16 protein-coding genes (1 of these 16 only partly in view) are annotated in these 17,110 nt (G+C 59.0%); 2 read left to right on the forward strand and 14 right to left on the reverse strand.

What is annotated here, in order from left to right:
* Nucleotides 1-9: 9 nt before the first annotated feature.
* The 14 genes from AC3WK5_RS11815 to AC3WK5_RS11880 all read right to left on the reverse strand — a co-directional run bounded on the left by AC3WK5_RS11815 (nucleotide 10) and on the right by AC3WK5_RS11880 (nucleotide 14,588).
* Entirely contained in the window at nucleotides 10-1,668 is a 1,659-nt protein-coding gene (locus AC3WK5_RS11815) for a Na/Pi cotransporter family protein (protein WP_103314917.1), read from the reverse strand.
* A 212-nt stretch (nucleotides 1,669-1,880) separates the two neighbouring features.
* Nucleotides 1,881-2,648, reverse strand: a complete 768-nt coding sequence (locus AC3WK5_RS11820) for a TerC family protein (RefSeq protein WP_054594967.1) — start codon at nucleotides 2,646-2,648, stop codon at nucleotides 1,881-1,883.
* Nucleotides 2,649-2,718: 70 nt separating this feature from the next.
* A complete protein-coding gene (locus AC3WK5_RS11825) occupies nucleotides 2,719-4,026 on the reverse strand; it encodes a CitMHS family transporter (RefSeq protein ID WP_054594968.1) in 1,308 nt (435 codons plus the stop codon).
* A 407-nt stretch (nucleotides 4,027-4,433) separates the two neighbouring features.
* A complete protein-coding gene (locus AC3WK5_RS11830) occupies nucleotides 4,434-6,395 on the reverse strand; it encodes a DUF7844 domain-containing protein (RefSeq protein WP_103314918.1) in 1,962 nt (653 codons plus the stop codon).
* Complete coding sequence (locus AC3WK5_RS11835) at nucleotides 6,392-6,712, reverse strand: DUF2388 domain-containing protein (protein WP_054594970.1); 321 nt, start codon at nucleotides 6,710-6,712, stop codon at nucleotides 6,392-6,394. Before AC3WK5_RS11835 ends, AC3WK5_RS11830 begins: the two co-directional genes overlap by 4 nt.
* Nucleotides 6,713-6,738: 26 nt before the next feature.
* The gene (locus tag AC3WK5_RS11840; protein ID WP_054594971.1) at nucleotides 6,739-7,047 is read right to left on the reverse strand and encodes a DUF2388 domain-containing protein; all 309 of its coding nucleotides are present in this window, start codon (nucleotides 7,045-7,047) and stop codon (nucleotides 6,739-6,741) included.
* A 106-nt stretch (nucleotides 7,048-7,153) separates the two neighbouring features.
* On the reverse strand, nucleotides 7,154-7,471 hold the full coding sequence (locus AC3WK5_RS11845; RefSeq protein WP_019694507.1) for a DUF2388 domain-containing protein: 318 nt from the start codon (nucleotides 7,469-7,471) through the stop codon (nucleotides 7,154-7,156).
* Between the two features lie 180 nt (nucleotides 7,472-7,651).
* A complete protein-coding gene (locus AC3WK5_RS11850) occupies nucleotides 7,652-7,861 on the reverse strand; it encodes a DUF1127 domain-containing protein (protein WP_177474739.1) in 210 nt (69 codons plus the stop codon).
* A 270-nt stretch (nucleotides 7,862-8,131) separates the two neighbouring features.
* Nucleotides 8,132-8,347 carry a DUF1127 domain-containing protein gene (locus AC3WK5_RS11855; RefSeq protein WP_054594973.1) on the reverse strand — a complete coding sequence of 72 codons (216 nt, stop codon included), beginning with the start codon at nucleotides 8,345-8,347 and terminating at the stop codon, nucleotides 8,132-8,134.
* A gap of 319 nt (nucleotides 8,348-8,666) precedes the next feature.
* A complete protein-coding gene (scpC, locus tag AC3WK5_RS11860; protein WP_103314919.1) occupies nucleotides 8,667-10,160 on the reverse strand; it encodes a succinyl-CoA:acetate CoA-transferase ScpC in 1,494 nt (497 codons plus the stop codon).
* Nucleotides 10,161-10,340: 180 nt separating this feature from the next.
* The gene (locus AC3WK5_RS11865) at nucleotides 10,341-11,777 is read right to left on the reverse strand and encodes an NAD(P)(+) transhydrogenase (Re/Si-specific) subunit beta (protein ID WP_103314920.1); all 1,437 of its coding nucleotides are present in this window, start codon (nucleotides 11,775-11,777) and stop codon (nucleotides 10,341-10,343) included.
* A complete protein-coding gene (locus AC3WK5_RS11870) occupies nucleotides 11,777-12,100 on the reverse strand; it encodes an NAD(P) transhydrogenase subunit alpha part 2 (RefSeq protein ID WP_003187010.1) in 324 nt (107 codons plus the stop codon). The genes AC3WK5_RS11865 and AC3WK5_RS11870 overlap by 1 nt, the downstream gene beginning before the upstream one ends.
* Before the next feature lie 15 nt (nucleotides 12,101-12,115).
* Nucleotides 12,116-13,237, reverse strand: coding sequence for a Re/Si-specific NAD(P)(+) transhydrogenase subunit alpha (locus AC3WK5_RS11875; protein WP_054594976.1), 1,122 nt, complete (start codon nucleotides 13,235-13,237; stop codon nucleotides 12,116-12,118).
* Nucleotides 13,238-13,667: 430 nt separating this feature from the next.
* Nucleotides 13,668-14,588, reverse strand: coding sequence for a LysR family transcriptional regulator (locus AC3WK5_RS11880; RefSeq protein WP_103314921.1), 921 nt, complete (start codon nucleotides 14,586-14,588; stop codon nucleotides 13,668-13,670).
* Between the two features lie 157 nt (nucleotides 14,589-14,745).
* On the opposite strand from AC3WK5_RS11880, the gene AC3WK5_RS11885 reads away from it, so the two are divergent.
* A complete protein-coding gene (locus AC3WK5_RS11885) occupies nucleotides 14,746-15,927 on the forward strand; it encodes an acyl-CoA dehydrogenase (protein WP_054594978.1) in 1,182 nt (393 codons plus the stop codon).
* A gap of 13 nt (nucleotides 15,928-15,940) precedes the next feature.
* Nucleotides 15,941-17,110, forward strand: partial view of a CaiB/BaiF CoA transferase family protein gene (locus AC3WK5_RS11890; protein WP_103314922.1) — the 5' portion only. It continues 51 nt past the right edge of the window; only the first 1,170 of its 1,221 coding nucleotides appear in the window; the start codon lies at nucleotides 15,941-15,943; its stop codon lies beyond the right edge, outside the window.

The raw sequence follows: 17,110 nt of genomic DNA on the forward strand, positions 1-17,110 counted from the left end.
GCTAGACGTTCAGGGTGAATGGGTGATGTCAGCCGTATCGTCGGCAGCCAATGTACCGGTTTCGGTGGTTTCGAGGACAACATAGGCGCTGCCACAGAACAGCGAGTTCAAGCGTCTCATGTCGGCGATCAGTTCCAGGTGCAGCGAGCTGGTTTCGAGGCTTTGCACGACCTTACGGTGCAAGCGGCTGACATGGGCGTGAGCCAAGCGTCTTTCCTGCGCGCGGAAGCGACGTTTCTCACGCAGCAGTTGCCGGGCGCTTTCCTTGTCGGCACTCAGAAACACCGACAGCCCCAGACGCAGGTTGGCGATCAACTGATGGTGCAACCCCGCCAGCTCTTCCAGGCCGACGTCGGAAAAGGAGCGGCGTTGCGAGGTCTTCTGCTGCTGGACCTTGCGCAACATGCGTTCGATCAGGTCAGAGGCGAGTTTCAGATTGATCGCCAGCTCGATGATTTCTGCCCAGCGCCGACTGTCCTGATCGCTGAGGTCTTCGCGGGGCATCTGCGCCAGATAGAGTTTGATCGCGCTGCAGAGGACTTCGACGTCATCGCTCAGGCGGCGCACTTCCTGAGTGACGGCGGTTTGCTTGCCACGCAGTACATCGAGCATGGCTTCAAGCATGTTGTCGATCAGGTCGCCGATGCGCAGGGTTTCCCGGGCGGCGTTGGCCAAGGCCAGGCTTGGCGTGGTGAGAGCTGTCGGGTCCAGGTGGCGAGGCTTGGCCTGTCCGTTGATTTCCGGGCGCTCTGGCAACAGCCAGGCACAGAGCCTGGCCATCGGACCGACGCTGGGTAGCAGCACCACGCAACGTACCGTGTTGTAGAGCAGATGAAAGCCGATCACCAGGCCTTGCGGGCGGAAATTGAGGCTGTCCATCCAGTGCACCAGCGGGCCGAGCACCGGAATGATCAGCAGCAGGCCAATCATCTTGTAGAGCAGGCTGCCCAACGCCACCTGACGTCCGGCAGTGTTCTGCATGCTGGTGCTGAGAAATGCCAGGACACCGCTGCCGATGTTGGCGCCGATCACCAGGCCGATGGCCACCGGCAGGCTGATCACTCCGGCACCGGCAAGGGTTGCGGTGAGCAGGACGGCGGCCAGGCTGGAGTAGGAAATCATCGCGAACAGCGCCCCGACGAGGGCATCGAGCAGGATGTCGCCCGTCAGCGAGGCAAACAGTACTTTGACGCCATGAGCGTGGGTGATTGGATCGGCCGCTTCGACGATCAATTGCAGCGCGAGAATAATCAGCCCCAGGCCGATGCCGACCCGGCCGAGCTGGCCCGCACGCGTCTGCTTGCGTGAGAGAAAGAAAATCACCCCGAGGAAAATCAGCAGCGGCGACAGCCATGACAAATCCAGCGTCAGGACCCGCGCCATCAGTGCGGTACCGACGTCGGCACCGAGCATGGTCGCCAGGGCGGGCGTCAGCGCCATCAGGCCCTGGCCGACAAACGAGGTCACCAGCATCGCTGTTGCGTTGCTGCTCTGGACGATCGCGGTGACGAGAATCCCGGCGATAAAGGCCAGCCAGCGCTTGGACATGTTCTGGCCAATGACATGGCGCAGGTTCGAGCCGTAGACCCGCAGGATGCCGGTTCGGACGATGTGCGTGCCCCAAATAAGCAGGGCGACGGCGGACAGTAGATTGAGCAGGGTCAGCATACTGGGCCCCCTGAATGGACAGCGCCCCAATGGAGCAAGTTGACGATGCCGCGCGACGTTCTACGTTCTGTATTTAAGCTGTAGTTGGCTAACGGTCCGGGCGCCAGCATCGCATAGCTAAAGAGTCGATTGAAACAAAACTGTCATGAAAACAGCTTCAAGCGGGCGTGAAAAAGGGGCTCGAAAGCCCCCTCTTCTACTGTGCATTCAGGTTATTGACCCGGGATGTCCTTGCGCAGTTTCACCGGCTCCTGCTGTTTCTTCTTTTTCGCGATCGCGGTGCGCATCTTGATGTTGATCGCCTCCACGGCCAGCGAGAACGCCATGGCGAAGTAGACGTAGCCTTTGGGTACATGCACACCGAAGGCTTCGGCGATCAGCACGGTACCCACCACCAGCAGGAACGACAGCGCGAGCATTTTCAGTGACGGATGCTTGTCGATGAACGCGCTGATCATGCCCGAGGCCATCATCATCACCAGTACCGCAACGATGATCGCGGCAACCATGACCGGAACATGGGACACCATGCCGACCGCGGTGATCACCGAGTCCAGAGAGAACACGATGTCGATGATCGCGATCTGGATGATGGTGTAGAGGAAGTTTCCGCCCTTGCCACCTGGCTCGTCGGCGGTTTCGTCTTCACCTTCCAGTGCGTGAAACATCTCCTGGGAGCTTTTCCACAGCAGGAACAGGCCACCGAAAAACAGGATCAGGTCTCGCCCGGAAATACCCTGACCGAAGACCACGAACAAGTCGGCGGTCAGGCGCATGACCCAGGTGATCGACAGCAACAACAGGATTCGCGTGACCATGGCCAGCGCCAGGCCGAAGATCCGGGTGCGCGCCTGCATGTGCTTGGGCATGCGGCTGACGAGGATCGAGATCATGATGATGTTGTCGATGCCCAGAACGATTTCCAGGGCGGTCAGCGTGAAGAAGGCAACCCAGATTTCAGGGTTGGTCAGCCATTCCATGTGTATTCCTTTGAGCGAGTGTTAAACCACGACGCCAGCATTTAGCTGGCGGCGCGGTGAGTTGATGCCGTTACAAGGTGCTGAACAGCGGGAATATCCCCATCAGCAATGCAGCGACGAGTATGCACATGCAAACCAGTACTGCCCACTTCAGGGTAAAGCGTTGGTGGTCACCGAATTCGATCCCGGCCAATGCCACCAGCAAGTAGGTGGAGGGTACCAGCGGACTCAGCAAGTGGACGGGTTGACCGACGATCGAGGCACGAGCCATCTCCACCGCGGTGATGCCGTAGTGGCTCGCGGCTTCGGCCAGAACCGGCAGTACGCCGTAGTAAAACGCATCGTTGGACATGAAGAAGGTGAACGGCATGCTCGCCAGTGCGGTGATCACGGCCAGGTACGGACCGAGGAAATCCGGGATCACGGCCAGCAGGCTTTTCGACATGGCATCGACCATGCCGGTGCCGGACAGGATGCCGGTGAAGATACCGGCGGCGAAAATCAGCCCGACCACTGCCAGCACGCTGCCGGCGTGGGCCGCAACGCGATCTTTTTGCTGTTGCAGGCAGGGGTAGTTGACGATCATCGCAATACTGAACGCGACCATGAACAACACCGGCAGTGGCAGCAGGCCAGCGATCAGGGCACACATCAGGGCCAGGGTCAGGGCGCCGTTGAACCAGATCAGCTTCGGACGACGAGCATCCGGGAACTGCGAAACGCTGATTTCGCTGTGGTCGATTTCGTCGCCGATCAGGTGCAATTCACCCAGGCGCGCACGTTCACGTTTACCGTACAGGTAGGCAATCGCCAGGATCGCCACCACGCCAGCGAGCATGGCGGGGATCATCGGCACGAAGATGTCCGACGGGTCGACATGCAGCGCACTGGCGGCACGCGCGGTCGGGCCGCCCCACGGGGTCATGTTCATTACGCCACCGGCGAGGATGATCAGGCCGGCCATGATCCGCGGGCTCATGCCGATGCGGCTGTACAGCGGCAGCATGGCGGCCACGCAGATCATGTAAGTCGTGGCGCCGTCACCGTCCATGGACACCACCAGGGCCAGCACAGCGGTGCCTACGGAAACCTTCAGCGGGTCGCCCTTGACCAGTTTGAGGATCTTGCGCACGGCCGGATCAAACAGGCCGGAGTCGATCATCAGGGCGAAATAGAGGATGGCGAACATCAGCATCACCCCGGTCGGGGCCAGCTTGGTGATGCCTTCGAGCATCATCGGGCCAATCTTCGGGGCAAAACCACCGAACAGGGCGAACAGGATCGGAACGATGATCAGGGCGATCAGCGCCGACAGGCGCTTGGTCATGATCAGGTACATGAACGTGATGACCATGGCGAAGCCAAGGAAAGTCAGCATGGGAATACTCCAGGCGTAGCGCGGCTAGGGAATGGCGAACCGGGTGGGGTCAGCGCAGAACGGAAAGCACGAGGCGTACGGGGGGAGTCGGGGCAAACAGGCGGGTACGAGCGGACATCAGAATCACCATTGTTGTTGTTAATTGGGCCGTGCGAACGTTGCGACATTCGTTTGGCCAACCGGTCTGTTGCCGGCAGTGCGGGCGATCCTAATGGGCAAACCTTTCAGCCAGCTTTCGCTGGGCAAACACCAGACGAGATGTTCGAAGTGGGCTGGCGCGGCCTGAAGTAGTGGCCAATACCGCGGTTTGACGGCGTTAAATATGAAGAAGGAGGCATCGCAATGAGCGGGCTGCACTCAGACGGATGCCATTGTGGATAACTGCGGTATCAATTTACCGGGTCGACTTAAGGCAACTCCAGCCCACCGGCCGCCTTATGCAACGCTCGCAGGTGCTCGCCCAGCTGTTTGATGTTGGCCTCATTCGCGGCGATCTCGGCGGCTCGGGCTGGCTCAAGCAGCGCCCTGACCTCTTTGTCCAGATCGCCGGTCAACACCTGTAATTTCTTCTGTCGCGTACTGCTCTCCGACTCCAGGCGTTTCCATTCATTGGGCTGTGGCAGGCCGTAACCGCCCCTGTCGAGCAGTTCTGCCGGACGGCTGAGGAAACCACTGTTGACGAGAATCTGCTTCAAGGTCTGGTTGGCCTGGTCCATGCCGCCGTTTTTCAACTCGCGGGCATCCAGGTAGCGTTGTTTCACCTCATTCTGGGCAAGCAACAATTGCTGGCGGAAACTCGCCTGCTCCAGTAACAGCAGCGCAGCGCTGGTGCGCAGATCGGCCTGCTGAAACCACGGGCGACGTTCTGCGGCCGTCAGCGCCATCCAGTCTTCAACCTTGTCCTGTTTGATCGGCAGGTGCTTTTTCAGCACCTCGAACATCGCTTGATAGCGATCGCGGAACGAGTCGAAGCGATAGCCCAGGCGCAAGGCCTCGCGCGGATTGTCGAGCACGCTGGTATCCGCCAGTCCGCGGGCCTTGAGTATTTCCAGCAAGCCGTTGGGCATGATGCTGTCCATGCCGACCAGTTGTGGATTGTTACTGCCACTGCGCAACAGCTTCAGGCTCTCGACCGCGCAGTTGTTGGACAGGAAGTAATAGTTGCCGTCGTAGCTCCAATGCATTTCGGCGGCGTGTTCGACCAACTCTCCAATTTCACTGCGCGACAGATTGAGTGGCACCGAGGCCAGGCTGCGCAGTTCGGTCTTGGTGTATTCGTCGATGACTTGCGACAGCGGCAACACGAAGAGTCGCGACGGATACTTGCCGACCAGACCATCCCAGCTCGACAGTTGTACGTCACCGACAAAGGCGCGGTAGGACAGCACCAGTGAATATTCCAGGTCCAGTCGGCAATCCGGTCCGCGCGGGCGACCGGGCGCACAAATCACTAGCCGCAACATGCTGTGGCCCCAGCGGCTGACCAGATTCTGATTGGCTTCGGCCAGCAGATAGTCGACGGAGTAGACCCTTTCCGGATCGACCTGGCCCAGCGGTTGTTTGGCGAAGTCGTTGCCCGCGTTCAGGAAGGCGAAGGATTGGGCGCAGTTGTCCTTGGTCGGTGGCGCCCAGCCGAAGTGTTCCTGGTAATAACGGTACAGCGCCGGGCGGCGACAGGCGTAGCTCGGGTCGAGGAGGAAATACTCCATGTTGACCGCGACAAATTCCTTGGGGCTGCTCGTCTCGTAGAGGTCGGGGCTGCGGACAATTTGTCGGTTGTGCTGTTCGCGTTCACCGCGTCGGCCGACGTATTGCGGCCAGCCGGCGAGGTCCAGCAGGCGTGGATCGTCGCTCAAGGTGAAACGACGGTCAGTCTGGCCACGGCATTGATCGGGAAGGCCGACCAGGCCTGAACTGTTGCTCTGTCGCGTACAGCGTTGGATCTGCAAACGCTCGGCACTGGTCCACAAGCGCGCACGGTCATAAATGTGCGTGAGTTCATGCAGCACCGTGGCGAGCATTTCGCGGCGAACGGTACCGTGGGGGCGATTGGTTTTTTTCGTCGCGGCGCTGCCGTCGGTGAGGCTGGCCAGCAGGTTGCGATTGAGGTCCACCTCTGACACCAGGGACGCCTCTCCGTAGGCGTTACCGGGCATTGCGTCGGTCCAGCCAACATCAATCCGGCGGTCCAGTTGCTCGATGAAGCGCGGCGGCAATGCCTGCATCGCTTCATCCAGCAGTGCCTGGCTGGCCTGCTGTTCTGCCGGGCTCAGGCCGTCGGTCTTGAGGAGTAGTTGCAGGCTGGCCTGAGCCGCGCTGCAAAGCAGCAATACGGCCCCGGCCATCAGCCAGGCGGCTAGTGTCTTCACAGTGCGAGGATGGCTTCGGCGAGGACTTGATCACTGGCGTCGCGGGCTTCCGGCACGCGGGTGCGCAAGGTGTCGAAGGCAGCTTCCAGGTGTGCACCACGGATATCGCCATTGCTGGCGACGAAACTGGCCGCGTCGTCGTGGGCTTCACGGACGACTTTCAGGTCACGAATCGAGGTGGTGGTGTCGGAGGTGAAATCGAGCGTGCGCTGGGAGGCACGGATGATCATGTTACTGGTGGCTTCGAGGGTGTGTGCCTGGGCCACGTCGGCCAACAGTAACAGGCCAAGGGTGGCAGCAATCAGCGGGCTACGCATGGAACGACTCCGGAAAAACAGGATAACTATTGGACGAGAATTGCCTGTGCCAGTTCAAGGTCGCTGGCATGAAGTTTTGGCTGGGTCTGACGCAGGTAAACCAGGGCGGACTCCAGTTGCGCTCCTCGCAGTTGACCGTCACTGGCAATGTACGCCGCCGCATCATCGTGGGCAGCGAGTAGCAGTTTATGGTCGAAGGGCGCGGAGGTCACCTTGCTTGTCACATAAGTGGTGACGACGAGATTCTGCGTAGTCAGGTCCAGGGCATGGGCCGGACTGCTCCAGCAGGCAGTGATAAACAGGGATGTGATAAATGGTTTTGAAAGAAAATGCATGAGGCTCGACGGTTGGAAACGAGTCCCAAGGCTAGCGCAATGCCCGGACCAGAGCCAGCGCCGAGGAAACGGGGCCTAATCTGAGAGCCCCGTTTTCCGAAGTCGATCAGATCGCCAGAATGGCTTGAGCCAGTTGTGCGTCAGTGGCTTTCAACTGTGGAGCCTGTGTGTGGATGTAGTCGAGAGCACTTTCCAGGCGCACGCCACGGATGGCGCCTTCGCTGGCTACGAAGCTGGCAGCGTCATCACGGGCAGCGCGAACGATCTTCTTGTCCCGCAGCGAAGAGGAGAGGTTTGTTGTGGCGTCGGAGCTGTCCTTGAGTGCGCCGACGACAGTGTCTGTGGTGATAATGAAGCTGGAGGCGTGCGAATTGGCAGCCACAGCCAGCAATGCTGCAACGCTGAGCAGACGAAGACGGGACATGGGGTAACTCCTGTGAATAAACCATAAATAGTGACGCCAAGAATAACGTCGGGCAGCCACGGCGTGATGCGTAACGTCTGAGAGATCAGACATACCCTGCGCAGGGCTCGCCACGTTGTCTTTGGATATTAGGCCGTTGTTCAACCGTTCGAATAGCCCTGTCACCCCATCTAGACAGGGTTAGCGCCAAAAAGGTTTGTCCAGTTCGACCAGGCGATCTGAATGGCTGATACCTATGTCAGACAGCTGCTGTTCATTAAGTTGCGCGAGCAGGCGGCGGGTGCGCGCTTTTTCCATGCTTTGACCGATAGCGACGATCAGCCGGGCCATACGCTTGAGTAAGGAAGGCTTGCGAGTAGGTGGGAGCGGAACTTCAAGTAACCGATTCATGGTGTGTTCCTCGCGAACAGGCTGATTGAGCAGCCTTGGAAGACCATGTTGGGCGTTTCGCCGCCGCTGGAGCAGATACACCAATGTTAAATTGTACTGGTTCAGTTTGTTTGTTGTTGAAACTGTACCTGTCGTGCGATCGCCCTTCTGTACCCGCCGTTTTTCAGCCCTGAAACGACAAAACCCGTCGTGGTTTCCCACGACGGGTTTTGTGTGTGCAATTCGGGGTGCTGGCGGTGGACCCGGTGGGTCAGGGCCAGCGACGCTAACTTAGCGCCAGAACGGCTTGCTCAGCTCTTCGTAGCGTTGTGCTTCGCTAATCCCTGCGTCAGCCAGCAGACGCGAATCCAGGCGAGCCAGTTGGTGGCGGCTGGAGATGCGGCGCTGCCACAGCATCAGGTTGGCGATAACGCGAAGAGGCATGGAAGCCTGGGTTTTTACAGCGTTGTCTTCGAAGAACATTTCGGAACTGAGTGTACGTTCCATGGTTGACATCCTTCCGCTTATGGCGGGATTAGGTAGTGGTTTAACTGATGCCAATGATCCTCTCGTTTGGCCAGTCTCTCTAGATACAGTTCACCTGTATTGTGAGGGACCAGTTAACTGTTAATAGGTGCTGTACTGCTCGAAAACGAGGCAACTGTACCTGTCTGCACTTTAGTGGTGCATTTTTAGGTGTTTGGCTCGGAAGTGTGGGTAATTACGGTAGGAAATGACCGGTACAGCAGTACAGTTTTTGAAGGATGTTGGATTGGCGATGGCGAGCTGACGAAATTGTGTTTGCGTCAGCTGCCATCTGTATCAATCACACGGCGAGCATTCTGCCGGTTTCTTCCAGGTTAATGTGCCAGCTGAGGGCATCGCGCAGGATGTGCGGGGTGTGTCCGCCGATGGCGCAGGCCGCTTCGAAGTAAGCATTCAGCGCTTCGCGGTAGTCCGGGTGCACGCAGTTGTCGATCACCACCCGAGCCCGCTCCCGTGGCGCCAGGCCACGTAAATCGGCAAGGCCGATCTCGGTCACGAGGATGTCGACGTCATGCTCGGTGTGGTCAACGTGACTGACCATTGGCACCACACTGGAAATCGCCCCACCCTTGGCAATCGACTTGGTGACAAAGATCGCCAGGTGCGCGTTACGGGCAAAGTCGCCGGAACCACCAATGCCGTTCATCATCCGTGTGCCGCAGACGTGGGTGGAGTTGACGTTGCCGTACAGATCGAACTCCAGCGCCGTATTGATGCCGATGATGCCCAGGCGACGAACCACTTCAGGGTGGTTGGAGATCTCCTGTGGACGCAGCACCAGTTTGTCCTTGTAGCGTGCAAGATTGCCAAACACATCCACATTGCGCCGGCTCGACAGGGTGATCGAGCTGCCCGAGGCGAAGCTCAGTTTTCCGGCGTCGATCAGGTCGAAGGTCGAGTCCTGCAGGACTTCGGAGTACATGGTCAGGTCTTCGAACGGCGAGTCGATCAGGCCGCACATCACCGAGTTGGCGATGCTGCCGATACCGGCCTGCAGCGGGCCGAGCTTGTTGGTCATGCGCCCTGCTTCCACTTCCTGCTTGAAGAAGTCGATCAGGTGGTCGGCAATGGCCTGGGTGTCGTTGTCCGGCGGCAGCACCGTGGACGGCGAGTCGGACTGGTTGGTGATGACGATCGCGACGATCTTTTCCGGCGGTATCGGGATCGCGGTGCTGCCGATACGGTCGTCGACCTTGACCAGCGGAATAGGCGTGCGGGTCGGACGGTAGGTCGGGATATAGATGTCGTGCAGACCTTCCAGATTCGGGTTGTGCGCCAGATTGATCTCGACGATCACGTGCTTGGCGAAAATCGCGAAGCTGGCCGAGTTACCGACCGAGGTGGTTGGCACGATGTGGCCCTGTTCAGTGATCGCCACGGCTTCAATCACTGCGATGTCCGGCAGCTTGAGTTGCTGGTTGCGCAGTTGTTCCACGGTTTCGGATAGATGCTGGTCAATGAACATCACCTCGCCGGCGTTGATCGCCTTACGCAGGGTGCTGTCGACCTGAAACGGCATACGACGGGCCAGCACACCGGCTTCGGTCAGCTGTTTGTCGAGGTCGTTGCCCAGGCTGGCGCCGGTCATCAGGCTGATTTTCAGCGGCGTGACCTTGGCGCGTTCGGCTAGTGCATGGGGCACGGCTTTGGCTTCGCCGGCGCGGGTAAACCCGCTCATGCCGACGGTCATGCCGTCCTGAATCAGAGCGGCAGCGTCAGCGGCGCTCATTACCTTATCCAACAACGAAGGCAAGCGGATACGATCACGGTACATGGATGGTTATCTCGGGCAACGGAAGCAAGATGCGCAGTCTAGTGATTTCGAAAAAATTCGCCCCGCGACCATGGTCGAATGCTGGCCCCTGATTTAGAGCCTTTGGTCGGTTTTCTGCAGGCAATAAAAAAACCCAGCCTACTAAAGGCCGGGGTTTTCGGTATTGCGTTGGAGCAGTTTTTACTCGACGGCTTTAACCATGTCTTCGATGACCTTCTTGGCATCGCCGAAGACCATCATGGTTTTGTCCAGGTAGAACAGTTCGTTGTCCAGGCCGGCATAGCCGCTGGCCATCGAGCGTTTGTTGACGATGATGGTCTTGGCCTTGAAGGCTTCAAGAATCGGCATGCCGGCGATTGGCGATTTCGGGTCGTTCTTCGCCGCCGGGTTGACCACGTCGTTGGCGCCGAGCACCAGCACCACGTCGGCCTGGCCGAACTCGGAGTTGATGTCTTCCATTTCGAACACCTGGTCGTAAGGCACTTCAGCCTCGGCCAGCAGCACGTTCATGTGGCCGGGCATCCGACCGGCTACCGGGTGGATCGCATACTTCACGGTCACGCCACGGTGGGTCAGCTTCTCGGTCAGCTCTTTAAGCGCATGCTGCGCCCGTGCGACCGCCAGGCCGTAGCCTGGAACGATGATCACGGTGTCGGCGTTGGTCAGCAGGAAGGTGGCGTCGTCCGCCGAACCGGATTTCACCGGACGGGCTTCTTTCGAACCGGCCGGGCCGGCCGCGTCTGCACTGTTGCCGAAACCACCGAGCAGTACGTTGAAGAACGAACGGTTCATCGCCTTGCACATGATGTACGAGAGGATCGCACCGGACGAACCCACCAGCGAGCCGGCAATGATCAGCATCGAGTTGTTCAGCGAGAAGCCGATACCTGCCGCCGCCCAGCCGGAATAGCTGTTGAGCATCGACACCACGACGGGCATGTCGGCACCGCCGATCGGGATAATGATCATTACGCCGAGCACGAAGGCCAGGGTCAGCATCAGGGCGAAGGCGCCGAGGTTGCCGGTCATCATGAAGGTGACGCCCAGGCCCAGTGTTGCCAGGCCCAACAGCAGGTTGATTTTATGCTGCCCGCCGAACTGTACTGGTGCGCCCTGGAACAGGCGGAACGTGTACTTGCCCGACAGCTTGCCGAACGCGATCACCGAACCGGAGAAGGTGATTGCACCGATGGCGGCGCCGAGGAACAACTCCAGACGGTTGCCGGCGGGGATCGAATCGCCCAGCTGTTTGACGATGCCCAGCGACTGCGGCTCGACCACGGCGGCGATGGCGATGAACACCGCTGCCATACCGATCATGCTGTGCATGAACGCGACCAGCTCTGGCATCTTGGTCATTTCAACGCGTTTGGCCATGATCGAACCGGCAGTACCGCCGATCAGCAGGCCGACGATCACGTAACCGATACCGGCGGTGGCCAGCTCGGAGCCCAGCTTGAACACCAGCCCGACGGTGGTGACGATGGCCAAGGCCATGCCGAGCATCCCGTACACATTGCCGCGTCGCGACGAGGTCGGGTGCGACAGGCCTTTCAGGGCCTGGATGAAGCAGATCGACGCGATCAAGTAGAGCGTCGTTACAAGGTTCATGCTCATTACTTGGGCGCCTCTTCTTTTACGGCTTTCGGGGCTTTTTTCTTAAACATCTCAAGCATTCTGCGGGTCACCAGGAAACCACCGAACACATTGACCGCGGCCAGCGCCACAGCGAGGGTGCCCATGGTTTTGCCCAGCGGCGTCACGGTCAGCGCCGCCGCCAGCATGGCGCCGACGATCACGATTGCCGAAATGGCGTTGGTCACTGCCATCAACGGCGTGTGCAGTGCGGGTGTAACGTTCCAGACCACGTGATAACCGACATAAATCGCCAGCACGAAGATGATCAGGTTGTAGATACCGGGGGAGATAAGCTCTTCCATCGTCTGAATCCCTGCTTAGGCGTTTTTGCGGATGACTTGGCCGTCGCGGCACATCAGGCACGCGGCGACGATGTCGTCTTCTAGGTTGATCTGGAATTGGCCTTCGGGTGTGAAGACCAGCTTCAGGAAGTCCAGCAGATTGCGCGCGTACAGCGCCGAGGCGTCTGCACCGACCTGCGCGGCCAGGTTGGTCGGGCCGGCAATGGTCACGCCGTGCGCGACCACCACCTGGTCGGCCACGGTCAGCGGGCAGTTGCCGCCTTGTGCAGCGGCCAGGTCGATGACCACCGAACCGGGTTTCATCTGCGCCACGGTTTCAGCGCTCAGCAGCACAGGTGCCTTGCGGCCGGGAATCAGTGCGGTGGTGATGACGATGTCGGCCTGCTTGGCGCGTTCGTGCACGGCCAGGGCCTGACGCTGCATCCAGCTGGCTGGCATAGGGCGTGCGTAACCGCCGACACCGACGGCACATTCGCGTTCTTCATCGGTCTCGTACGGAACGTCGACGAACTTGGCGCCGAGGGATTCGATCTGTTCCTTCACTGCCGGACGCACATCGGACGCTTCAATCACTGCGCCCAGACGCTTGGCGGTGGCGATCGCCTGCAGGCCTGCCACGCCGGCGCCAAGGATCAGCACGCGAGCGGCCTTCACGGTGCCGGCGGCGGTCATCAACATCGGCATGAAGCGCGGATAGTAATGGGCGGCCAGCAATACGGCTTTATAGCCGGCAATGTTGGCTTGCGAGGACAGCACATCGAGACTTTGCGCTCGGGAAGTGCGCGGCGCGGCTTCCAGGGAGAACGCGGTAATCCCGCACTCGGCCAGCTTGGCAATGGTTTCATTGCTGAACGGGTTGAGCATGCCCACCAGCACGGTGCCGCGTTTGATCAGGGCCAGTTCGCTGTCGCTGGGGGCGACGACCTTGAGAATCAGCTCTGCGCCAAATGCCTCGTTGGCACTGCCAATCATTGCGCCTGCCGCTTCATAAGCACTGTCGACAACGCTGGCATTAATGCCGGCGCCGCTTTGCACAGTGACCTTATGACCCTGGCCGATCAGCTTCTTGATGGTTTCCGGGGTTGCAGCAACCCGCGTTTCACCGGTCTGGGTTTCGAGAGGAACACCAATGTGCACGTCAAATCTCCTGCTTGATCTTATTGCTTTCGATCATTCTTGGAAGGCCAGCGCACTGCGGAGGGTGCGGCTGGGGCGGCCGATCAGCACGCCCCCGCCGTATTTCGGGCGGGGCGCGGCATTTTGCAGGCGAACTTTGTGCCCTTCAAGGGATTATGACGGGTGACGGAAAATTAACTACAAGTCACCCTGTGACCGAATGTCGCAAGTGACCGCCTAAATCCCTTGCAGGCCGTGCCTTGTAAGGATTTCTGTCGAAATCCAGGAAATTACACATCGGCGCTGTGAATGACGCGGCATTGCGTTGAATCAGGGCCGCAAAGCCACGCCGTTAGGCGCTTGTGGGACGATTGTGCCTCCTGAAGGTACAGTCTGTTGAAATGCGACAAATACGTATATCTGTAGTGCTTTAATTTTACTGACTACGGGGTCAGCTTGCTGCGAATAAGCCCTGCCCTTCTAGGTTGTAGCTATGTGCCTGGTTAACCAGCCAATCGCGAAATGCGCGTAAAGAGGCTGATTCGACCTTGCGGTCAGGAATCATCAGGTAATAGGCCTTGATGCTCGACAGGGTCTGAGGGTTGGCAATCACCAGTCGTTTCTCCGCCAGCTCCCGCTGAATCAGGAACGGTGGGATCAGTGCGATACCCATGTCATGCATTGCCGCCTGAGCCAGCATGGAGAATAGCTCGTAACGCGGACCTGTCATGTCGCGGGGGACATTCAGATGTTGTGAGTCGAACCACTGGCGCCAGGCGTAAGGGCGCGTGGTCTGCTGCAGTAGCGGCAGGTCGGCAATCATTTCGGCGCTCAGGTGTGTGTGATCGCCAAGTAATCTCGGGCTGCACACCGGCATCGGATTCTCGCCCATCAGCCTGTGGGATTCGGTACCGGACCAATCGGCGTCGCCAAAGTAGATCGCGGCGTCAAAATCGGTGTCGGCAAACAGAAAGGGTCGTGTGCGGTTGGTCAGATTGACCGTGACTTCCGGATGTTGCTGCTGAAAGTCCTTGAGTCGCGGCAGCAGCCATTGAGTACCAAAGGTCGGCACGACCGCCAGTTCGATGACGTTGGCGCCCTGCTGGCCCATCACTGACAGCGTATCCCGTTCAACAGCATCCAATTGCGTTGCTACGCGCCGGCTATAGGAAAGCCCTGCTTCGGTCAGCTTAACGCCGCGTCGTGAGCGTCGGAACAGTTCGACGCTGAGGAACTCCTCCAGGCTGGCGATCTGTCGGCATATCGCTCCTTGAGTCAGCGATAACTCTTGAGCGGCCTTGGTAAAGCTCTCATGACGGGCTGCCGCTTCGAAGCTGATCAGTGCGGCTGTGCTGGGTATCTTCCTGCGCATGTACGGCAACCTCACTAATAGTTGGCATGGGTGGCGTCTAAGGCTATTACGGAGTGAGGAATTAGCACAACAGTATGCAAAATCCTCGTTTGCCCAATGCGCCAGCGGCGCCTAGGATCAGTCCACGATATTCGACCTACTTCGCGAGGACTCTCTCATGGCCGGTAAAGCTAGCTTCAACTGGATCGATCCCCTGCTGCTGGATCAACAGCTCACCGAAGAAGAGCGCATGGTGCGCGACAGCGCTGCTCAGTTTGCTCAGGACAAGCTGGCTCCACGCATTCTTGAAGCATTCCGTCATGAGAAAACCGATCCGGCGATCTTCCGCGAAATGGGCGAGATCGGTCTGCTGGGGGCGACCATTCCTGAGCAGTACGGCGGCAGCGGCTTGAATTATGTCAGCTATGGGCTGATCGCTCGTGAAGTCGAGCGCATCGACTCTGGCTATCGCTCGATGATGAGCGTGCAATCTTCGTTGGTCATGGTGCCGATCAACGAGTTTGGTACTGAAGCGCAGAAACAGAAATACCTGCCGAAACTGGCTACCGGTGAGTGGATTGGTTGCTTTGGTCTGACAGAGCCGAACCATGGTTCCGATCCGGGCTCGATGATCACTCGTGCACGCAAAGTGGAAGGCGGCTATAGCCTGACCGGCAGCAAGATGTGGATCACCAACAGCCCGATCGCTGACGTATTTGTGGTGTGGGGCAAGGATGACGCCGGCGATATCCGTGGCTTCGTCCTGGAGAAAGGCTGGAAAGGCCTGAGCGCTCCGGCGATCCACGGCAAGGTCGGTCTGCGTGCCTCCATTACCGGTGAGATCGTGATGGACAACGTATTCGTTCCAGAAGAGAACATCTTCCCGGATGTCCGCGGTTTGAAAGGCCCTTTTACTTGCCTGAACTCTGCCCGTTATGGCATCGCCTGGGGCGCTTTGGGTGCAGCCGAATTCTGCTGGCACACCGCTCGCCAGTACACCCTGGATCGTCAGCAGTTTGGCCGGCCTTTGGCTGCTACCCAGTTGATCCAGAAGAAGCTGGCGGACATGCAGACTGAAATTACCATGGCTCTGCAAGGTTGCCTGCGTCTGGGGCGTATGAAGGATGAAGGCACGGCTGCCGTCGAAATCACTTCGATGATGAAGCGCAACTCTTGCGGCAAGTCGTTGGACATCGCCCGAATGGCTCGCGATATGTTGGGCGGTAACGGTATCTCCGACGAATTTGGTGTTGCGCGTCATTTGGTCAACCTTGAGGTAGTGAACACCTATGAGGGGACTCACGACGTTCACGCGCTGATCCTGGGTCGTGCGCAGACCGGTCTCCAGGCGTTCTATTAATAGGAGAGCGGCCATGGGTGCGTTATCGCATTTGCGGGTACTGGATTTATCACGAGTACTGGCCGGACCTTGGGCCGGCCAGATCCTCGCGGATCTCGGCGCCGAGGTTATAAAGGTCGAGCGCCCGGGCAATGGCGATGACACTCGCGCCTGGGGGCCGCCGTTCCTTAAGGATGCATACGGCGAGAACACCAGCGAGGCCGCTTATTACTTGTCGGCTAATCGCAACAAGCAGTCAGTGACTATCGACTTTACTCAGGCCGAAGGTCAGCGTCTGGTTCGTGAGCTGGCAGCGAAGTCCGACATCCTGATCGAGAATTTCAAGGTCGGTGGTCTGGCCGCTTATGGGCTGGACTACGAAACCCTCAAGGCGATCAATCCTGATCTGATCTATTGCTCGATCACCGGCTTTGGCCAGACCGGACCTTATGCCAAGCGCGCGGGCTACGACTTCATGATCCAGGGGCTCGGCGGCTTGATGAGCCTGACCGGGCGCCCTGAAGGTGATGAGGGCGCCGGGCCGGTGAAGGTCGGTGTAGCGCTGACAGACATTTTGACAGGGCTCTACTCGACAGTGGCGATCCTGGCGGCATTGGCGCATCGGGAGCATGAAGGTGGTGGTCAACACATCGACATGGCGTTGTTGGACGTTCAGGTGGCGTGCCTTGCTAACCAGGCGATGAATTACCTGACTACCGGCATAGCTCCCAAGCGCTTGGGTAATGCTCACCCGAACATCGTTCCCTATCAGGACTTCCCGACCGCGGATGGTGATTTCATCCTGACGGTGGGGAATGATGGGCAGTTCCGCAAGTTCGCCGAAGTGGCTGGTCAGCCGCAGTGGGCGGATGATCCACGGTTCGCGACGAACAAGCTCCGTGTTGCGAATCGTGCGGTGCTGATTCCGCTGATTCGTCAGGCTACGGTCTTCAAGACCACTGCCGAGTGGGTGGCGCAGCTGGAGCGGGCGGGTGTGCCGTGCGGGCCGATCAACGATCTGTCGCAGGTATTTGCCGATCCGCAGGTTAAGGCGCGCGGTTTGGCGATCGAGCTTCCTCATGCGCTGGCTGGGTTGGTGCCGCAGGTTGCCAGTCCCATTCGCTTGTCCGAGACGCCGGTGGAGTACCGTAGCGCCCCTCCTCTATTAGGTGAGCACACGCTTGAGGTTTTGCAGCGAGTGCTG

Source organism: Pseudomonas sp. FW306-02-D09B, from assembly GCF_058782685.1.